General features: G+C 66.6%; 15 protein-coding genes and 1 pseudogene. 8 read left to right on the top strand and 8 right to left on the bottom strand.

What is annotated here, in order from left to right:
• Window positions 1–212: 212 nt before the first annotated feature.
• Both ACIBCN_RS05745 and ACIBCN_RS05750 read right to left on the bottom strand, forming a co-directional pair.
• Entirely contained in the window at window positions 213–1541 is a 1329-nt protein-coding gene (locus tag ACIBCN_RS05745) for a DoxX family protein (RefSeq protein WP_396991141.1), read from the bottom strand.
• A complete protein-coding gene (locus ACIBCN_RS05750; RefSeq protein WP_396990335.1) occupies window positions 1541–2146 on the bottom strand; it encodes a M15 family metallopeptidase in 606 nt (201 codons plus the stop codon). The genes ACIBCN_RS05745 and ACIBCN_RS05750 overlap by 1 nt, the downstream gene beginning before the upstream one ends.
• An 89-nt stretch (window positions 2147–2235) precedes the next feature.
• Here ACIBCN_RS05750 and ACIBCN_RS05755 point away from each other — a divergent pair, with 89 nt between their 5' ends.
• The 4 genes from ACIBCN_RS05755 to ACIBCN_RS05770 all read left to right on the top strand — a co-directional run bounded on the left by ACIBCN_RS05755 (window position 2236) and on the right by ACIBCN_RS05770 (window position 7342).
• Window positions 2236–2919, top strand: coding sequence for a response regulator transcription factor (locus tag ACIBCN_RS05755; protein WP_396990336.1), 684 nt, complete (start codon window positions 2236–2238; stop codon window positions 2917–2919).
• Window positions 2920–2929: 10 nt separating this feature from the next.
• A complete protein-coding gene (locus ACIBCN_RS05760; RefSeq protein WP_396990337.1) occupies window positions 2930–3991 on the top strand; it encodes a sensor histidine kinase in 1062 nt (353 codons plus the stop codon).
• A gap of 129 nt (window positions 3992–4120) precedes the next feature.
• Window positions 4121–6073: an FAD-dependent oxidoreductase gene (locus ACIBCN_RS05765; protein WP_396990338.1), complete on the top strand. Its 1953-nt coding sequence runs from the start codon at window positions 4121–4123 to the stop codon at window positions 6071–6073.
• Window positions 6074–6163: 90 nt separating this feature from the next.
• Window positions 6164–7342 carry an acyl-CoA dehydrogenase family protein gene (locus ACIBCN_RS05770; RefSeq protein ID WP_396990339.1) on the top strand — a complete coding sequence of 393 codons (1179 nt, stop codon included), beginning with the start codon at window positions 6164–6166 and terminating at the stop codon, window positions 7340–7342.
• Window positions 7343–7408: 66 nt separating this feature from the next.
• Here ACIBCN_RS05770 and ACIBCN_RS05775 read toward each other — a convergent pair whose 3' ends face one another.
• Both ACIBCN_RS05775 and ACIBCN_RS05780 read right to left on the bottom strand, forming a co-directional pair.
• Window positions 7409–8644 (bottom strand): glycosyltransferase, encoded by a 1236-nt coding sequence (locus ACIBCN_RS05775; protein ID WP_396991142.1) that lies wholly within the window; start codon window positions 8642–8644, stop codon window positions 7409–7411.
• 14 nt (window positions 8645–8658) lie between these two features.
• Window positions 8659–9282 (bottom strand): TetR/AcrR family transcriptional regulator, encoded by a 624-nt coding sequence (locus tag ACIBCN_RS05780; RefSeq protein ID WP_396990340.1) that lies wholly within the window; start codon window positions 9280–9282, stop codon window positions 8659–8661.
• A 181-nt stretch (window positions 9283–9463) separates the two neighbouring features.
• On the opposite strand from ACIBCN_RS05780, the pseudogene ACIBCN_RS05785 reads away from it, so the two are divergent.
• Window positions 9464–9796 (top strand): annotated as a pseudogene (locus ACIBCN_RS05785) (SRPBCC family protein); the annotation flags it as partial.
• A gap of 153 nt (window positions 9797–9949) precedes the next feature.
• On the opposite strand, the gene ACIBCN_RS05790 reads toward ACIBCN_RS05785, so the two are convergent.
• Complete coding sequence (locus ACIBCN_RS05790; protein WP_396991187.1) at window positions 9950–10141, bottom strand: hypothetical protein; 192 nt, start codon at window positions 10139–10141, stop codon at window positions 9950–9952.
• Here ACIBCN_RS05790 and ACIBCN_RS05795 point away from each other — a divergent pair.
• Window positions 10123–10857 carry an ABC transporter ATP-binding protein gene (locus ACIBCN_RS05795; protein WP_396991143.1) on the top strand — a complete coding sequence of 245 codons (735 nt, stop codon included), beginning with the start codon at window positions 10123–10125 and terminating at the stop codon, window positions 10855–10857. The two genes, ACIBCN_RS05790 and ACIBCN_RS05795, sit on opposite strands and share 19 nt — an antisense overlap.
• A complete protein-coding gene (locus ACIBCN_RS05800; RefSeq protein ID WP_396990341.1) occupies window positions 10854–13214 on the top strand; it encodes an ABC transporter permease in 2361 nt (786 codons plus the stop codon). The genes ACIBCN_RS05795 and ACIBCN_RS05800 overlap by 4 nt, the downstream gene beginning before the upstream one ends.
• A 32-nt stretch (window positions 13215–13246) precedes the next feature.
• Here the strand turns inward: ACIBCN_RS05800 and ACIBCN_RS05805 are convergent, their stop codons facing one another.
• Entirely contained in the window at window positions 13247–14110 is an 864-nt protein-coding gene (locus ACIBCN_RS05805; RefSeq protein ID WP_396990342.1) for an MBL fold metallo-hydrolase, read from the bottom strand.
• A 125-nt stretch (window positions 14111–14235) separates the two neighbouring features.
• Between ACIBCN_RS05805 and ACIBCN_RS05810 the strand changes: the two genes are divergently transcribed.
• Window positions 14236–14910 (top strand): TetR/AcrR family transcriptional regulator, encoded by a 675-nt coding sequence (locus tag ACIBCN_RS05810; RefSeq protein ID WP_396990343.1) that lies wholly within the window; start codon window positions 14236–14238, stop codon window positions 14908–14910.
• A gap of 106 nt (window positions 14911–15016) precedes the next feature.
• Here ACIBCN_RS05810 and ACIBCN_RS05815 read toward each other — a convergent pair whose 3' ends face one another.
• Window positions 15017–16489, bottom strand: coding sequence for a HEAT repeat domain-containing protein (locus ACIBCN_RS05815; RefSeq protein ID WP_396990344.1), 1473 nt, complete (start codon window positions 16487–16489; stop codon window positions 15017–15019).
• A gap of 107 nt (window positions 16490–16596) precedes the next feature.
• Entirely contained in the window at window positions 16597–17772 is a 1176-nt protein-coding gene (locus tag ACIBCN_RS05820) for a DUF3558 family protein (protein WP_396990345.1), read from the bottom strand.
• Between the last annotated feature and the right edge of the window lie 161 nt (window positions 17773–17933).

Consider the following 17933-nt stretch of genomic DNA (forward strand, 5'->3'; position numbering starts at 1 on the left):
ATTCACCTCCTAACACTGGGTCTTGCCCAGCGTGGCCGACTTTCTGCCGGGAGGTGATAGTTCGGTCCATTCAGTGAACCGCCAAACCCATATCCTGCGTCACCACAACATCATTCACACCCGGCATAGTCTCGAGATCCCGACCCAAACTCGAGCCCCCACGCCGAACAACCCACAAAACCCCAGATCAAGCCCTAGTCAGGTGGATTCGGCTAGCGGAAGTATGGGTAGTTTTGGACCCAGTGGAATCCGCGGTTGCGCAAGGTGAAGGTGTTCAGGTTTACGCGATCCAGGGTGATGGTGACGGGGTGGTCATGTAGTTTTCCGCGTAGTAGCAGCTGGTTTTGGGTGGGGCGCTCGATGGACAGCGTTGCGAATGATGTTTGGGCGCTGGTCCTTTCGCTGGCGGTGTCCGTTGTGGTGAGTTCCAGCTGTCCGGTGGGGAGGAAGTCGGCGCGGACCGGTATCAGTTCGCCGTTCATTCGTTGGTAGGTTGCGACCCCTGGGTCGTCGAAAACGAGTCGTTGCCAACGGTTTTGGTCGGTGGTCAGCGGTGGTATCGGCTGTCCGTCGAGGGTGAAATCTCGCACGTCCCAGATGCCGTATAGCTCGGATTTGGGGCTACCGGCGCCGTACTGGCCTTGCCAGACCACCCAGCGGTCATAGCCGCAACCCAGTGCGACCCACAGGCCGAAGGCCACCTGAATCCACAGGGCGATGCGGTTCTTTCGGGCGTCCGTAAACAGAGAGGGTTGGGTCAGGGGCTCGCACGCGCGTTGTCGCACAAACACATTCACCAAGCGCTGGAGGTGGGGAGCGAGCAGGACCAGGCTCATCAGCAGCAGGTGCAGGGAGAGCAGCTTCTCCGGAATGTCGAACGTCATGTTCGTCAGGAGGACTTGAGCCATGCTCAGCAGACTCACCGCGGCGCCGAGCACCACGGTTCGTGGCACGAACAGCAGCAGGCCTGCCATGACTTCCACTGCGCCGAGCGCCATCTCGTACGGATAAGAGCTGCCGATCTGCAGCCACAGCACCGAGGCGGGGCTGAAATCGCCGTACGGCTGCAACAGCTGTGCCAGTGTGGGGCCGGGCATTTGGGTGGGGAACAGTTTGGCGAACCCGAACGACAGCATCATCCCGCCCAGGCACAGTCGCAGGAACAGCGTGAACCAGGCCAGCAGCCGGGGATAGGAGGTACGCCGGTCGAAGGCCGTCCACACCGCGGTGGCCACCACCGCGACGACCAGGAGGCAGAGAACGAGCACCCAGACGGCCGCCTGGTCGCCCGCTCCGGAGTCGTCGTGCAGCACCGCGTCGACCCCGAAGAACGTGCGGCCCACCCAACCGGTGACCGGGTCCGTCAGGGACATATCCCACGGTCCGACGTATTTGCGGACCCAGCGGCCGAGGATGCCGAGCAGCGCGAACGGGATGTAGGTGAGGAGCAGGCAGAACAGACCGAGATAGACGACGCAGAATCGGAACGCTATCTGCGCCAACGCGTTCCGGTCGACCGATCTGGTCTCGACAGTGCCGATCACTGCTGCATCCTCGGATCCTGGGTGGGGTCGGCATACCGAGCCGGGCAGCCGTGATCGATGGCTTCAGGGCGAAGTTCGTAATGCCAGGCTTCATTGGCGTAGATCTGGCACAGCCCGTACTCGGCGCCGTGCGTGGACAGCCACCTCGCGGCCTCGACGGGCCCGATATCGACCGCCTCCCCCGACACGTGCGCAGACGTATTGGGAGCGGCCACCCAACGGGCCGCTTCCTTCGCCGACCCGTACTTCGAGACCGCCTCGCGCAGTAGCTGTTTCTGGTACTCCGGGGAACGCCAGCCACTGTTGACGACGAACTCGAGCCCGTCATCCGAAGCATCCGTGGCGGCTCGGCGCAGGGCATCGAGCAAATCGGGGTCGAGGTTGGCCACGGACGGAACTCCGTCATCGAACACCGTCACGCCGGCCGGGACGGCGCCATCTTCGACCACTGGGCCGAACTTGTCGCCTGATCGCGCGGTCGAGGACAGGGACGGGAGCGCCTCGAAGACAACGACACCGGCCACCGCCGCGCTGACGACTACCACGGCGGCAAAGACGGTCGATCGGCGACGACGACGACGCGCTGGTTCACTGCGATTCATGCCTTCAGTCAAGGCAGTGCGATGTTGCCGGCGCGTATGCGATTTTCGATACGCCGACGATATGCCTGGGCTGCGAGAATCGAGGGTCTATGCGCGTGTTGATCGTCGAGGACGAACCCTATCTGGCCGAGGCCATCCGCGATGGCCTGCGCCTGGACGCGATCGCCGCCGACATCGCCGGTGACGGCGGCACCGCACTGGAACTGTTGAGCGTCAACGCCTACGACATCGCCGTCCTGGACCGCGATATCCCCGGCCCCTCCGGCGACGAGATCGCCGAACACATCGTCGCTACCGGCAGCGGCATGCCGATTCTGATGCTCACCGCCGCCGACCGCCTCGACGACAAGGCGTCCGGGTTCGGGCTCGGCGCCGACGACTACCTCACCAAGCCGTTCGACCTCCGAGAACTAGTGCTCAGGCTCAGAGCACTCGACCGAAGGCGGGCCAACACCAGACCACCGGTGCGGGAGATCGCCGGGCTGCGGCTGGATCCGTTCCGCCGCGAGGTCTACCGCGACGGCCGCTACGTCGCGCTCACCCGGAAACAGTTCGCCGTGCTCGAAGTCCTGGTCGGTGCGGAAGGCGGTGTGGTCAGCGCCGAAGAACTCCTGGAACGGGCGTGGGATGAGAACGCGGACCCGTTCACCAACGCCGTGCGCATCACCGTCTCGGCACTGCGCAAACGGCTCGGCGAACCCTGGGTCATCGCCACCGTGGCCGGGGCCGGGTACCGGATCGACACCGGACGTGCGGGCGCGGACCGTGCCTAGGCAGCCCGGGTTGAGTGTTCGCCTCAAACTCACCCTCAGCTACGCCGGTTTCATCATGGTCGTCGGTGCCTTGCTGTGCGGCGCCGTGTGCGTCTTCTACCTGTGGTTTCTGCCCGACGGTTTGATCAGCACCAGCGGCAACTTCTGGATCGACCGCGCGGCCCTGTTGCGTGCCTTCGTTCCGTTCGTGGCCGTCGTGATGGCTTTTCTGCTGACGGTCGGCCTGGTGGGCGGGTGGCTGCTCGCCGGCTGGATGCTCGCCCCGCTGACCCGCATCACGGCCGCCACCCGGATGGCCGCGAACGGGTCACTCGCGCACCGCATCCGGCTACCGGGCCGGGCCGACGAGTTCCGCGAGCTCGCCGACGCCTTCGACACGATGCTCACCCGGCTCGCGGCACACGTCGCCGAACAGCAGCGGTTCGCCGCCAACGCCTCACACGAACTGCGCACTCCGCTGGCGATCACGCAGGCACTTCTCGACGTGGCCCGCAACGATCCCACCCAGGACGCCGGCGACCTCGCCGACCGTCTGCACGCCGTCAACGCGCGAGCGATCGACCTCACCGAAGCATTGCTCGTGCTCAGCCGCGCAGACCAACGGTCCTTCACCCGCGAACCCGTCGACCTGTCCCTGCTCGTCGAAGAAGCCGCCGAAACCCTTCTCCCCCTGGCCGAAAGGCTCGGCGTCACCCTCTACATCTCCGGCGACGTCACCCCAACCATCGGCTCTCCCGCCCTGCTGCTGCACCTGACGATGAACCTCGTGCACAACGCGATCGTCCACAATGTGCCGGAGCACGGCACCGTGGCGGTCACGACCAGCTTTGTGCCGAACGGTGTGCTGCTCACGGTCGAGAACACCGGCGAAACGCTCACTCCCCCCTCGGTTTCCACCCTGGTCGAGCCGTTCCGGCGCGGCACGGAACGGATCCGCACGCACCACGCGGGCGTCGGCCTCGGCCTGGCCATCGTCAACAGCATCACCCGGGCTCACGCCGGAACCCTCACCCTCGTCCCCCGCCCCACCGGGGGACTGCGCGTTACGGTCCAACTGCCCGCGCGGTCCTGAGCGCTGACGGGCATCAACGGCAAGTAAGTGAATGCACATTCCGCTGCCGCAGGGCTGCTACCTGGATCTTGACGCCAATCGGCGGCGGACGTGATTAACTCGACCAACATGGGCGAAGGGGAGTTTCAGATGGAGCTGACGGTCGAGCAGCGGGCAGCGCTGAGCATGATCTGCGATACGTTCGTTCCCGGGGACGGGTTGACCTTGCCGCCGGCGAGCGAGCTCGGCGCGGTCGACACCGTGCTGCGGCTGTTGAGCCGCAGCCCGCGCGAGGCCGACCGCAAGCAGCTGGCAATGCTGTTGGGGTGGTGGGATTCCCGGCCGACCGGCGTCCTGCTCGGTGCGGGACCGCGTCGGTTCTCCACGCTGTCGCAGCAGGAGCGCGAGCAGGCGCTGCTCCGGCTCGGCGATTCGCGACTGGGGCCGGTGCGCGCGATCTTCCAGGCGCTCAAACAAGCAGCACTGCTGGCCTACAACGTGACTCCGGGACCAACGGGCACCAACCCGTTGTGGAAGGAGATCGGCTACCCCGGGCCGACCGGACCGCTCAGTTCCGCCCCGCAACCCGCGCTGACGCCGCTGCGGTGCACCGAGAACACCTCGCTCACGTGCGATGTGGTGATCGTCGGATCCGGTGCGGGCGGCGGTACCGCGGCGGCCGTACTGGCCGGCGCGGGCCTCGACGTGATCGTGCTGGAGCGCGGAAATTATTACGACGACCGGGATTTCGGCGCGGGCGAACTCGCCGCGCTGGAACAGCTCTACGCGCCAGGCGCCAGTTCCGCCGAGGGGCAGATCACCCTGGTCGCGGGTACCTGCCTCGGCGGCGGGACCGTCGTCAACTGGACCACCTCACTGCCCACCCCTGACTCCGTTCGCGCGGAATGGGCCGAACTGGGTGCGGCGCAGTTCGCCGAGGCCGAGTTCGACGAGGCCATCGCGGCGGTGCGAAGCCGACTCGCCGTCACCGACACCCGCTCCGCCCTCTCGGCTCGTGATGGTGTGCTGGAACGCGGCGCGCAGGCACTCGGCTGGGACGTGAGCGCGTTGCCGCGCAACGTCACCGACGCGTGCGACGCCGGAATCGAATGCGGCTCTTGCGGTTACGGCTGCCGCGTCGGCGCCAAACAGTCCGTGGCCAAGACGTGGCTCGCTGACGCCGCCGCGGCCGGTGCCCGGGTGGTCATCGACGCGAACGTCCGTCGCATCCACGTCACAAATGGCCGTGCCGAAGGCATTTCAGCAATAACCGCATCCGGCGCACAGATCGAGGTGCGGGCCCGCGCCGTCGTCGTCGCGGCGGGCGCGGTGCAGACGCCCGCATTGCTGCGCCGTTCCGGTTTGCGCAACGAGAACATCGGACGCCACTTGCGCCTGCATCCAGCCGCCGCGGTGTTCGGCGTCTTCGACGAGGAACTGCGAGGCTGGGAGGGCGCGCTGCAAGGGCGTATCTGCCGTGAGCACGCGGATCTCGATGGCAACGGCTACGGCGTCGTCTACGAGACGGGCCCGCTCCATCCAGGCCTGGCCCTCGGTTTCATGGGCTGGCGCGGTGCGGACGCGCACCGCCGGACCATGCTCGACTTCGCCCGCACCACTGCGATCGGCATCATCACCCGCGACCGCGACTCGGGCACGGTCACCGTCGACAAATCCGGCGAGCCGATCGTCAACTACCGCCTGTCCGGCTACGACGCGGCCCACCTGCACACCGGAATCGAAGGCGCCGCAAGCATTCTCGAGGCCGCCGGAGCACAACGCATCTTCTCCGGCCATCAAGCAGGCGTGGACTACGAACCCGGCCGCCGCGGCTCGCACGCCGAGTTCGCCGCCTCCTGCCGCGCTGCGGGCTACGGTCCGGGACACTGTGCGATGGGCGCCCTGCACATCATGGGCTCGGCCCGAATGGGCGGCTCCCCGCAGCTCTCGGCCACCAACCCCGACGGCGCCACCTGGGACGTCGCCAATATCGTTGTCGCCGACGGCTCCTGCTTTCCCACCGCATCGGGCGTCAACCCGATGATCTCCATCGAGGCGATCGCCTACATGAACGCGAAGCGGCTGGCAGCCCAGCTGACCTGAACGGATCACGTTGGTGTACTTAAACATTCCACCGGCCAGGCCCCGAGCGCGGGCCGACATCGCGGCGTGGATGACAGGCATAATCGTGAAATGACAGCCTCGGCGCGACTACACATCAGCGACGAATTCCCCGCGCTGCTCGAAAGAATCGACGCCCTCGGTGAGTCCGTCGAAGCAAACGCGGCGGCGGCCGACACACTCGGCAGGCTCACCGAGGACACCGCGCAGGCCTTGCTCGCCGCAGGGGTGGTCCGGGCAGGCCTGCCGGCGAACCTCGGTGGTTACGAATTCTGCCCGCGGCAGTTGATCCAGACGATCGAGCGGCTCAGCTATCACGACGCCGCGGCGGGCTGGACAATGATGGTGTTGCAGATGGTGACCGGCACCTCGGCGGCCTATCTCGGTGCGGTGGCGGCGGAGCTGTTCCCCGATGTCGCGGCGGGCGCGCACGCCTTGTTCGCCGGACAGGGCACCCGGCTCGGCCGCGCGGTCCCGGTCGACGGCGGCTACCTGGTGAGTGGCGAATGGCAGTTCGCCTCCGGTATGGCACTGGCCACCCACATCCACAGCGCGATCAGGGTCGAGGGAACCGACGAGGTGCGGATGCTGGCCATGCCCAAGTCGCAGGTGACACTCGTCGACAACTGGGACGTGCTCGGCCTCCGCGCGACAAGCAGTATCGACTATCACTGCACCGATGTGTATGTCCCGCATGCGAATACCTATCCCGCGACAACGAAAGTCCCGACCAATGGCGGCGCGATCTATCGCATCGGCGTCGCGAACATGTCCGCCATCGTGCACACCGGCTGGGCCCTCGGTGTCGGCCGGCGACTACTCGACGAATTGAAGCTCTACGCCGCGAACAAGTCCGGCACTCCCCACGCCGCCGTCGACACCGCACAGTTCCACGCCGACTACGCGACCGCCGAAGCCAAGCTGCGCGCGGCCCGCGCATGGGTGTTGCAAGCCTGGCAGGGTCATGAAGAAACGCTGGACGCCGGTGAGCCGCTGAGCACCGAACAGGAAACACTGATCCGCCTAGTGCTCAACCACACGACATGGACCGTGCACGACATCGGCCGGACGGTGCACCGATGGGCAGCGACAACGGCAATCCGGCGCGGCCCGATCGAACGATTCCTCCGCGATCTCACCACCGGCACCCAGCACATCACCTCGGGCCCGATAGTCCTGCAGAACTGCGGAAAGTGGCTCAGCGGCGCACAACCCAACGCGCACTGGCAATTCCTCGACCTGGTCGAATGATCGCCCGGTAGACCCGGCAAGCTTGCCCGCTGTGAGCTACGGACGATCGCGGCAGGTTGATTCCGGTCAAGCCCGGACAAGGTGTTCGACCGCGGCGACCACGCGCGCGGCGCCATTTTCCTCGGCGATTCGGGCGGCCAATTCTTCCGCCGCTTTTCGGTGGGCGGGTTCGGTGAGTGCGACGTCGACGGCGTCGGCGAGCCGTGCCGCGGTGAGCTTGGGCCGTGGCACGGTCGCTGAACTGACGCCGAGTTCGCGAAGACGTCGCGCCCAGAACGGTTGGTCACCGCCCGGTGAGGGCACCGCAACGGCGGGAAGGCCGGCGCGCAGACCGGCCGCCATGGTGCCCGCGCCGCACGAATGCGCCACCGCCGCAACCCTTCCGAACAGCCAGTCGTGCGGGACGGTGCCAACGGTCACCATGCTGTCGCCGACGACAGCGAGATCGGCCCCGCCCGACTGGATCACGCCGCGCATGCCGACTTTGTGCAGCGCGGCGGCGACCAGCTCCGAGACCCGGGACGCCTCGCTCCTACCGAGCATGAGGCTGCCCAGTCCGAAAAATACTGGTGCCGAGCCTGATTCGAGAAACGAGACGAGCTCGCTCGGTGGCGTCCAGTCGACCGGGCGCTGCGGCCACCAGTAGCCGACCACGTCGAGACCAGTACGCCAATCCGCCGGACGCGGCAGCACACTGGGCGAAAAGCCGTGCAGGATCGGCCATTCGGCGTCGGTCCGCCGTCGGCGCAGCGTACGCTGCGGCACTGCCGGCAAGCCCAGCTGGTCGCGGAAGCCTGCGACAATCTTGCTGTACATTCGGTCGAACATCGCGGTGGCGAACCACCCGGCGCCACGATTGAGCACCGCCCCCGCCGACCACGCTCCGAGCAACGACGGCGGGAAGGCCGCGGTCGTCGAGAGCGGCTGCAGGCGAACGCCGATGCTCGGGATGTCGCGCGCCTCGGCGAGCGGATGCCCGACGAGCTCGGCGAACGGGGAGAGCAACAGGACATCGGCCGGCACGTCGTGCAGCGCGGTACGCAGGTTCTCGCCGAGCTTGCGCATTCCCATGGGCAGCAACATTTCCTTGGCTGCCTTCAGCGGATTTTCCTCGTCCAGTTCGTGTTCGAGTTCGAAGTCGACCGGGACGGCCCGCAACCCGCAGCCGGCAATCTCGTCGATGAGGTCCGGCGTAGCGGTCAACACCACGTCGTGGCCCGCGTTCCGCAGTCGACAGCCGACGTCGGTGAACGGGACGATGTCTCCGCGTGATCCGAAGGCCGCGATCACAATTCGCGCCATCATTGCTTCTTTCGTTACAGGTGCCTGGTGGCCAAATCGAACGCGACGACCAAATCCTCGCCGTAGCCGACGACATCGAAGTCGGGATCCCCCGTCGATCGCAGCAGTGCCGCACCGATCGCGCCGCGCACGGCGGTGGCCATGGAAGTCGGTGACAGCGCACGGAACTCGCCGGTCTCGATACCGAGCGTGAATATCGTTTCGAGCTCCAGTTTCGCAAGATCGGCCAGCTGATCGGGTTCGAGAGGCACGCCGACTTCGTGCAGGCGTTGTCCGGTACCGCTGCAGTAGTTCGAGCCGATCTCCATCAACGCGATCTGCTGCGAGCGGTACGTCGCAAGGCATTTCAGGTGCGCCCTGATGTGGGCGGCCAGCTTGCCCCGCGCGGTCTGCTCCGCCTCGACCATGGGCAGCATGATCGCGAGCACCGTCCGATACAACTCCGCGACGATCGCCGCCACCATCTCGTCCTTGTTCCCGAAGTGGTACTGCACCACGCTCATCGCCACCCCGACCCGCTCGGCGATCTTGCGAACCGACGACTGGTGGTACCCGAGCTCAGCGATCGTCTCGATCGCGCACTCGACGATCTGCGCGCGACGCGCGGTCTCGGTGAACGTCGCGTCGTTAGGTCGCATGACCTAATTATAGGTCGTGTGACCTAACGGCGCCAGACCGTTCGACAACTCCTCGATCGACTCGCCGTTCGCAGCCGTCGGCATATAATTGCTATACGCAACAGTTGCTCATTGCATGGTTGATGGGGTGAGCGCAGCCACCCGCGGGTGCCCATCGGTGCCTTCGGAACAGGAGAGCACGATGGCCCAATTGGCTTGCCGCGGAATCATTGCCGTACCCATCGATTTCGCGTTCCAATATGGTGCCGATCTGCGTAATGCGGCCGAATGGGTGTTCGGGGTCAGCCGGGTCGATCTGGCCAGTGACACGCCGGTCGGCGTCGGGGCGGTTTACACCGGCAACCTGACCCTCGGCCCGATCACCACCCGATCGACGGTCCGGGTCACCGAGTGGGTGCCGAACTCGCACGTCAGCGTGACGTCGGTGTCCGCGCTCCCCTCGCAATCGACCTCGCGATTTCAGTCGCTCGGCGAGCACAAGACCGAGGTGACCGTCGATATCGATTACACTCTGCCAGGCGGGTTCGCGGGAAAGTGTTGGGACGCACCATCGAACCAGCCGTCCGGCTCGCGATGCAACGCTCCGACACCGCGCTACGGAAGACCATCGAACGACGCTAGCGGCAGAGCCAGGCCGCCTCGCACCCCGATGAATAGAGCGCAACCGTCACAGCGCCCGCTCGTGCACCACCCGCGCGACATCGAGTTCGTAGATCCGGCGCAGCGACGGAAGTTGAATCATCGCGGCCGCCACCAGCATCGCTATCACCACCACTATCGCTGTGCCCGGGCGCAATTCGAGCCGCAGGTGATACCCGAGCGTCTGATATGTGGACAGTAATCGGTCGGCGAGCAGCACGCCGAAGCCGACGCGGTGGCATCCGGCTGCACGGGGTCAGCAAGACCTACGGGACGGGCGAAGCCGCCGTGCACGCACTCACCGATATCGATCTCGATATTCCGCCGGGGGAACTGGTGGCGATACTGGGCGCGAGCGGGTCGGGCAAGACAACCATGCTCAATATCATCGGCGGTATCGAATCCGCCGACGAGGGATCGATAAGTGTTGCGGGCCAAGACATCTCGACCAAGCACCCGGCCCAGCTCGGTGCCTTCCGGCGCGACCACGTCGGATTCGTTTTCCAGTTCTTCAACCTGATTCCCAGCCTGACCGCGCGGGAAAACGTCGAGGTCATCGTCGAGCTGACCGGCCGAGGCGACCGGCGCCGAGTCGCCGGCCTGCTGGCCGCGGTCGGGCTGTCCGACCGTGCGGACCATTTTCCCGCCGAGCTGTCCGGCGGTCAGCAGCAGCGGGTGTCGATCGCCCGCGCGTTGGCGACCGACCCCGATCTGCTGCTCGCCGACGAACCCACCGGCGCACTGGATGTCGCCACCGGACGCGAGGTGCTCGAGCTACTGCAGCACACCAGTCGCGCGGGTCGCGGCGTGGTGATGGTGACCCACAACGAAGTAGTCGCCGAGATCGCCGACCGCGTGATCCGCATGCGCGACGGCACGGTCACCGCCGAGGACACCAACGCCAACCCGGTCGACGCGGCCACCCTCCGGTGGTGAGTGCCGTGCTCGCGCCGAATCGAGTGCTGCCCAGGAAAATTCTGCGCGATCTCCGCAGGCGCGTCGCACAGGTCGGCGCAATCACCGCGACCGTGCTCCTCGGGGTGCTGCTGTTCGTCGCCAGCTACGACTCCTTCCGCAACCTCGCGACGTCCTACGGGCAGACCTACGATCGGCTGCACTTCGCCGACTTGACCGCCGACGGCGGCGATCCCGGCGCGATCGCCGCGTCGGTGCGCGCGACGAGCGGTGTCGCGCAGGTCGCCGAGCGAACCCAAGCCGATGTTCCGTTCGCGATCGGCGACACCAAACTCCTCGGCCGGGTCATCGGTCTCTCGGCAACGGCGCCGCGCGTGAACGACATCCAGCTCACCGCGGGCCGGTTGCCAGATCCGGATCGCGCCGATCAGGTGGTGATCGAACATCACGCCGCCGACACCTTCGGCCTGCGCGTCGGCGGCGGATTCCAGGTATTCGACGGCACCGCCTGGCACGCCGTCACCATCTCCGGCATCGCTCGCTCCGCCGAATACCTGTGGCCCGCACGCAATCGCCAGGAAATACTGGCCGACCCACACGCCTTCGCGGTCGCCTTCGCCACCCAACCCGCGGCGCAAAGCCTGTCCGGACAGCCGAGGCCCAATCAGACCCTGGTCGAAATGAGCGGCACGGCAACATCATCCGACCGTGACCAGGTCGCGGATCGGCTGCGTTCAGCAGGCGCGACGGCCGTCACCACACAGGCCGAGCAGCCCTCGAACGCCGCGCTACACGAAGACCTCGACGGATTCACCCAACTCGCCCTCGGCTTCCCCGCCCTGTTCCTGACCGCCGCGGCCATCGCCGAATACGTGCTGATCACCCGATTCGTCCAGGCCGAACGACCGATCATCGGCACCCTGCTGGCGATGGGAGCGCGCCGCCGCACCGTGGTCGGCCACTACGTGAGCTACGGCGTCGGCATTGCCGCCGTCGGCGCCGTGCTCGGTGTCCTCGGCGGGTTCGTCGCCACCGCCGCCGTCACCGCCGCCTACACCTCCGCGATCGGCATCCCCGATACCGTCGTCGAACACCGAATACCCACGGCGCTGGTCGGTTTCGCGCTCGGCCTGTTCACCGGCGTCATCGCCGGGCTGGGCCCGGCCATCGCCGCGGCCCGCATCGCCCCCGCCGAGGCGATGCGCGGCGACACCGTTCGCGCGGCCCGCGTCGGGCCGCTCGCCCGGCTGTCCGCACGATGGCATCGGATGCCCGTGGTCATCCGGATGGCCGTGCGTTCGCTCTCGCGTGGGCGGCGCCGAACGGTGGCAACCATGATCGGCACGGTGCTCGCGCTGATCCTCATCCTGGCCTCGGTCGGCATGCTCACCAGCATGCGCACTGCGCTCGATATCCAGTTCCATCAGGTGCAACGCGAAGACGCCACGGTATACCTCGCGCCTGCGGCGGCCGATCCGGACGCCGCGCTGCGGGCGCTGCCCGGCGTCACCGCCGTCGAGCAGGCCACGTTCACGCCGGTGACGGTCGCCGCGAACGACAAGTCCTACTCGACCGTGCTCGACGGACTGGCTCCGGACACCACGATGCACGGCTTTCGCACTTCGGACGGCGACGCGGCAACGCTGCCCACCGACGGGACACTCGCGGGCGCACCGCTTGCCGACCGCCTCGGCATCCGCGTCGGCGATACCGTGACGGTGACCTCGCCCTTCGGCGCACCGACCCGGCAGCGCCTGGCCGGCTTCGTCGACGAACCGCTCGGCACCATCCTCTACGCCACCAACGCCACCGCCGGTCAGCTCGGCGGCGCGGGTCTACGGGGATATCTGCTCCGATTCGATGGCGACGCCGATCGAAACGCGCTGCGGGCCACCATTACCTCACTGCCCGGCGTGGTCGCGTACACCGACACCCACGCCCTGGAAGATCAGGCGAACGAATTTCTCGGCCTGTTCTGGATTTTCATCATCGTGATGCTGATTCTCGGCGCCGTGCTCGCCTTTACCGTCATCTACGTGACCATGACCGTCAACCTCGCCGAGCGCACCATCGAACTGGCTACGCTGCGCGCCACCGGGGTGCCGGTGCGCAGGCTCACCGCCGCGCTCGCCATCGAAAACCTCACCGCGACAATGCTTGCGGTGCCCTTCGGGATTGTCGCGGGCATCGCCGCCGCATGGGCGTTCCTGCACTCGTTCAGCAGCGACATGTTCACCCTCCAGCTGTCCATCGGCGTACTGCCGCCGGTACTCGCCGTCGTCGCGGTCCTCGCCGCGGCCGCCCTATCCCAGCTACCAGCGGCGCGCCTCGTCGACCGCATCGACATTGCTCGCGTGGTCCGCGAACGCGCCCGATAGTCGCGCGGGATGGTGGGACCGCATTCCGGCAACTACCTGGCGTGCACCAACCCATGGGACACCGGCGTATTCGACACGTAGCGATCGAATTCGACGGGGTCGTGGGCGCAGAAGATGTCGGCCTCGCCGGTGGTAGCGAGTTCACGGAGGCGTTCGACGTTGTGCAGCCGGTTGGACCTGTTGGACTGCATAGCGTATTGAAAGACTCTGAGGCCGAGTGGGCAGGTCGGGTCGAGGTCCAATTGACCGTGGTAGTCGTAGGAATCACCGGCGTGCAGCAACCAGCGCGGGCCCTCGGTGGCGCCGGTGTCGATCGCGACGCCGGCCTGGCCGCGGGTATGGCCGTCCAGTGGGATGAGCAGGATTTCGGCGGGCAGGCCGGGTAATTCGCGGACGGCACGGAATCCGAACCATTCGGCGCCCTCGACGCGATGCTCGGCCCATTTCGGGCCGTGCGCCCAGGACGCACCCGCATAGCGCCTGCGTTCCATGAACGTGAGCGGCCTGCGGGCCGCTTCCAGTTCGTCGGTGTTGACGTGCACGGTGGCGTGCGGGAAATCCGGGAGGCCGCCGGTGTGGTCGATATCGAGATGTGTCATCACGATGTGCCCGACGTCGCCCGCGGCATAGCCGAGTTCCTCGATCTGCCTGATCGCGGTTTCCTCGGGATCCAGCACCGGATGGACGCCCCAGACGAATTCGGCGCCAAGGGTTTTCGTCGGTTGCGCGATGTCGTTGGTGCCGATGCCGGTATCGACCAGCACGAGTTGGCTGTCGGTTTCGATCAGCAGGCAATGGCAGACGCATTTTCCGCGACCGAACAATGACCCGGTGCCGTTGACCAGCCGCGGCGAGGGTGGACGCAGTGTTCCGCAATTGAGGTGATGTATCCGCATTGATACTCCTGGCGTTATTGATACTCCTGGCGTTGACGCGTTCGTTTCCCCAGCATGCCCGACCCGCACAGCAAAGTCTAGAAATTCTTCCAGACAATGGCGTCCAGGTGGCTACCATCGACACCATGCCCGCTACAGATCCGAAACAACCCCCTGCCGCGCACGCCCGGCGTCATCGCGCCGCAGGCGTGGCGCGCCGTGACGCGCTGGTCCGGGCCACCGTCGAGGTGGTGGCCGAGCAGGGCATGGCCGGCGTTACCCACCGGGCGGTGACCGAGCGAGCCGAGGTGCCGCTGGCCACCATCAGCTACTTCTTCGAGTCGATCGACGCACTCGCCGCCGAGGCGTTGCGGGTATTCATCGCCGAACGGGTGCGGGTGCTGACCGCGCTCAACGACGCGCTCACCGCCGCCGACCACGACATCACCGACATGCCAACACTTTTCGCCGATGCTGTAGCCGCGGACCGCACGCAAACCATGGCCATGATCGAGGCGATGCTGCACGCAGGCCGTCACCCGGCACAGCGCGGCGCGGTAGCCGAGGCGCTGGCGGCGTTGCGGCGAGTGGCCGTCACCGCGCTCGGCGCGGCAGGAGCGAGCGACCCCGAGGGCGCGGCCGAATCCTTCGTCGCCCTGATCGACGGATTCGCGCTACACGCCCTCGCCGCGGAAACCCAGCAGGTCGACCGAAAAGCACTGTGCCGCGCCATCCAGTCACTGTTCCTCGGCGAACTCATCGGGGCAGGCCGGATCGAAGACGCCGTCCGCCTGGCCGCGCAGTCGCGTCAGCCAAGATGACCTCGACGCAGCCGTGGTTGCCACAGACCCCCCGTACCCCTCACAAGGCCCCAGGTACCTGTGAGAGGTATGGGGGTTCTGTGAATCTCCCCTTATACCAACAGGTTCAGCACGGCGGAGCTAGGTCGAGATCGGCGAGAGCGGCGGCTAGCGGCAGACTGTCGACGGCACGCAGTTCGCTGGCCGCGGGCGGGTGCAGGGCTGACTTGGCGCAGGCGTTCAGTATGCGGATGTGCACACCCCATGTCACTAGAGGTGGTTCGGATAGCAGGGGTAGCAGTGGGTCGAGGTGATCGCCCAGTTGGGATACCGCCTCGGCGCGGATGTCCTCCCGGAGATCGGTGCGCGCCAGTTCGATCAGCCGGTCGTCGAGCTCGCCTGGGGGCGTATGGGCAGCGCAGGTGGCCAGTGCCTCGTAGCCGCTGGTACTGGCGACCTTGCCAGAGGCGACCAAATCCCAAGTGAGCGTGGCTATCTCTCGAGACGGTGGCACGAACCGCAGGTAGTAGACCGCGGACTTTCGGACACCCAGTTCCGGATCGTGGGCGAGTGCGAGCAGCGGATCCACCTCCTGCCAGGTCGACAGGATGGAGCAGCACAGGGTTCGCACCTCCTGGTCCGGATGGCCGGACAGAAAGGCGGCGAGGCCGGGGCGATCCACGGTGGGCACACGGGTCCAGTCGTAGTGGTGCAACGCGTCCAGTTTCGCCGCCCACGGGCCGTCGAGGTCGGAGTACGCAGCGAATATCTCGGCTGCTGGTGGCGCGGACGGCTTGGGCCTGCCGGGTGTAGGCGGCAGCGGAGTCTCGGGTTCGGGCTGCCCGAGCAGGTCGGCGACGGGCGCGACCCAGTCTCGGATCCGTAGCTGCGCGCTCTCGAAATCGACGAGCATGTCATCCTTGGAATCCTGTGCGGCGCTGGCCCTTTCGCCAGTACCCTGGGCGATCTCATGGAGCAGCCGCAACGTGGCCCTGCTCTGGTAGTAGCGCAGCGTGTCGATGGCGGCGCGGGCCACGCCGGTGTCGTTGTCGGCGGCGGCGCGGCGCAGAGCCGGTTCGGCGGCCACCGGTTCGTCCCAGCACAGGACGTCGGCCGCCGTCCGCCGCACCTCCGGGTCGGGGTGGTCGAGAGCCTGGATCTTGTACTGCTGCCAGCGCGGTTCCTCGAAGCGGAATTCGATCCCGGTCAGCGCGTGCCGATGCAGCGGGTGGTGCGGATCGCGCGCCACCGGTTCGAGCAGATCGGCCTCGCCACGCTCGGCCTGCCGCAGTACACAGGCGCGAACGACGTCATCCCCGGTGTTCCACCAGGCGCGCAATTCAGCACCCTCCGGGCACATCCCCGCGTTCTCCAGGACCCGCAGCGCCGCCACCCGCACTTCGGCCGGACGCTCCCGGTCGCGGCCGATCCCGGTCAGCCGCGCCACCGCGCGTGGGTCGCCGAGCCGCGTCAGCACATACCCGATCCGCTCCCGTTCCGGGCCGCCGACGCTGGGATCGGCCAGCTTCCCGATCAACTCGAATGTCGCCGACCGATCCTGCTGCTCCGCGATTCGATCCAGTTCCCCGTCCAGCTCCATTCGGCCATCCTTGCCGAGCCGTCCCCGCTGGTCCAGCGAGAATCGCCACGGGCGACGCGCAGACCACCAAGTCGGGCAGCCGGTTTCGAACGATGGCGTCGGGTCGCTCAGGAGGTTGGGGGTAGAGATGCTGCTACGGCGGTCGTCACGCGAGTCAGCTCGTCGCACAGCTCGGTGGGGGAACGGTCCTCGGTCAACGAGGCCTCGAAGGTGAGTGTTTGACCGCCTGCGTCGGGAAGGTTTGCTTCCCGGGGCATTTCGAACGCCAGCACGCACCAATCCTGCGAATTGTCCCAGCGCACCTGGACCGCGTGGCGATCGCCGATGGTCACCGGCTTCGGGCGCACATAGGTGGAGTCCTCGTAGATCGACCATTCGAACGGTGCGAGGCTGTCGAACACCCGCAGCCGATACCAACCGCCGCGCCACATACACATCGCACTGCTGGATTCCTTCTCACCGCGGAATTGCGATTTCACATCGAGTCCCGCGGCGGACAGGCGGTCGGCCGGGATCCCGCAAGGATCCCAGAGGGCATCGGGTGCCTTCGTAGTCGTGGGCGTGCTGGTGCCGCTCGTCAACGAGGGCTGGGTAAGGATCGCCGTGGGCAGTGCCGACGGCGCCTGTTGCGCAATAGCTTTCGCGATCGCTTCGGTACCGGTGCGCAGATCCGCGCGCAGTTCCGGCGAGTCGACGACGGGGAAGGTCTCGGGAACCCCGGACCAGTCCTTGCCCCACGTCTCGACGGTCACGATCAGGTTGTTGATGCTGAACTTCACGCTGACCCGAGGCGGATCGCCCTTCGACTCCTTGACCCAGGTGATCGCGTCCTCACCGATACCGCCGATGAAGGTAGGTCGCGGGCTGCTGGGCAGAGTGGATCCAGCGACATAGTCCGCGAGGTTTCTGCGGGTGTCGGTTGCCTTGATGGGATACAGGGACAGGAAGTAGGAAATCGAAACATTTCGCCACATCGGCGTCCGGTACGGCTTGACCGGTTCACGCAGCACCGAGCCACCGAACTTCATCGCACAGGTCAAATTCTGGCTGGCGTCCCCGACTTCACGGTCGGCGTCCTGCGACTCGGCGGCAGAACTGTATGCCTCCCCCGCGAACGCCTTGATGGCCTGTTGGGCAGGTTTCAACGCGTCGGAGCAGCGAGCGGGTAGCTCCGAAAATCCGGCTTTGTACTCTCCCCCGCTACCCCGCGAACGGCCGGTCACCCCGGCGACGAGGAGAAGCGCAAGCACTACCGACATCGCGCGACGACGACGAACATCCATGAGCGAGGCCCTCCCCGAATACGGCCGCCCCCTGTGCGACACGATGTTCGAGTGTGTCGGCAGGGCCGGGGACTGTCAAACCGGTCGCCGAGAAGATCGGAAATGCACTGCATACTGCCTCCACTAGCTTCGCGCAGTCCTCATTGCTCCAATAGCCGCCA

The organism is Nocardia sp. NPDC051052 (assembly GCF_044456045.1).
Classification (GTDB): domain Bacteria; phylum Actinomycetota; class Actinomycetes; order Mycobacteriales; family Mycobacteriaceae; genus Nocardia.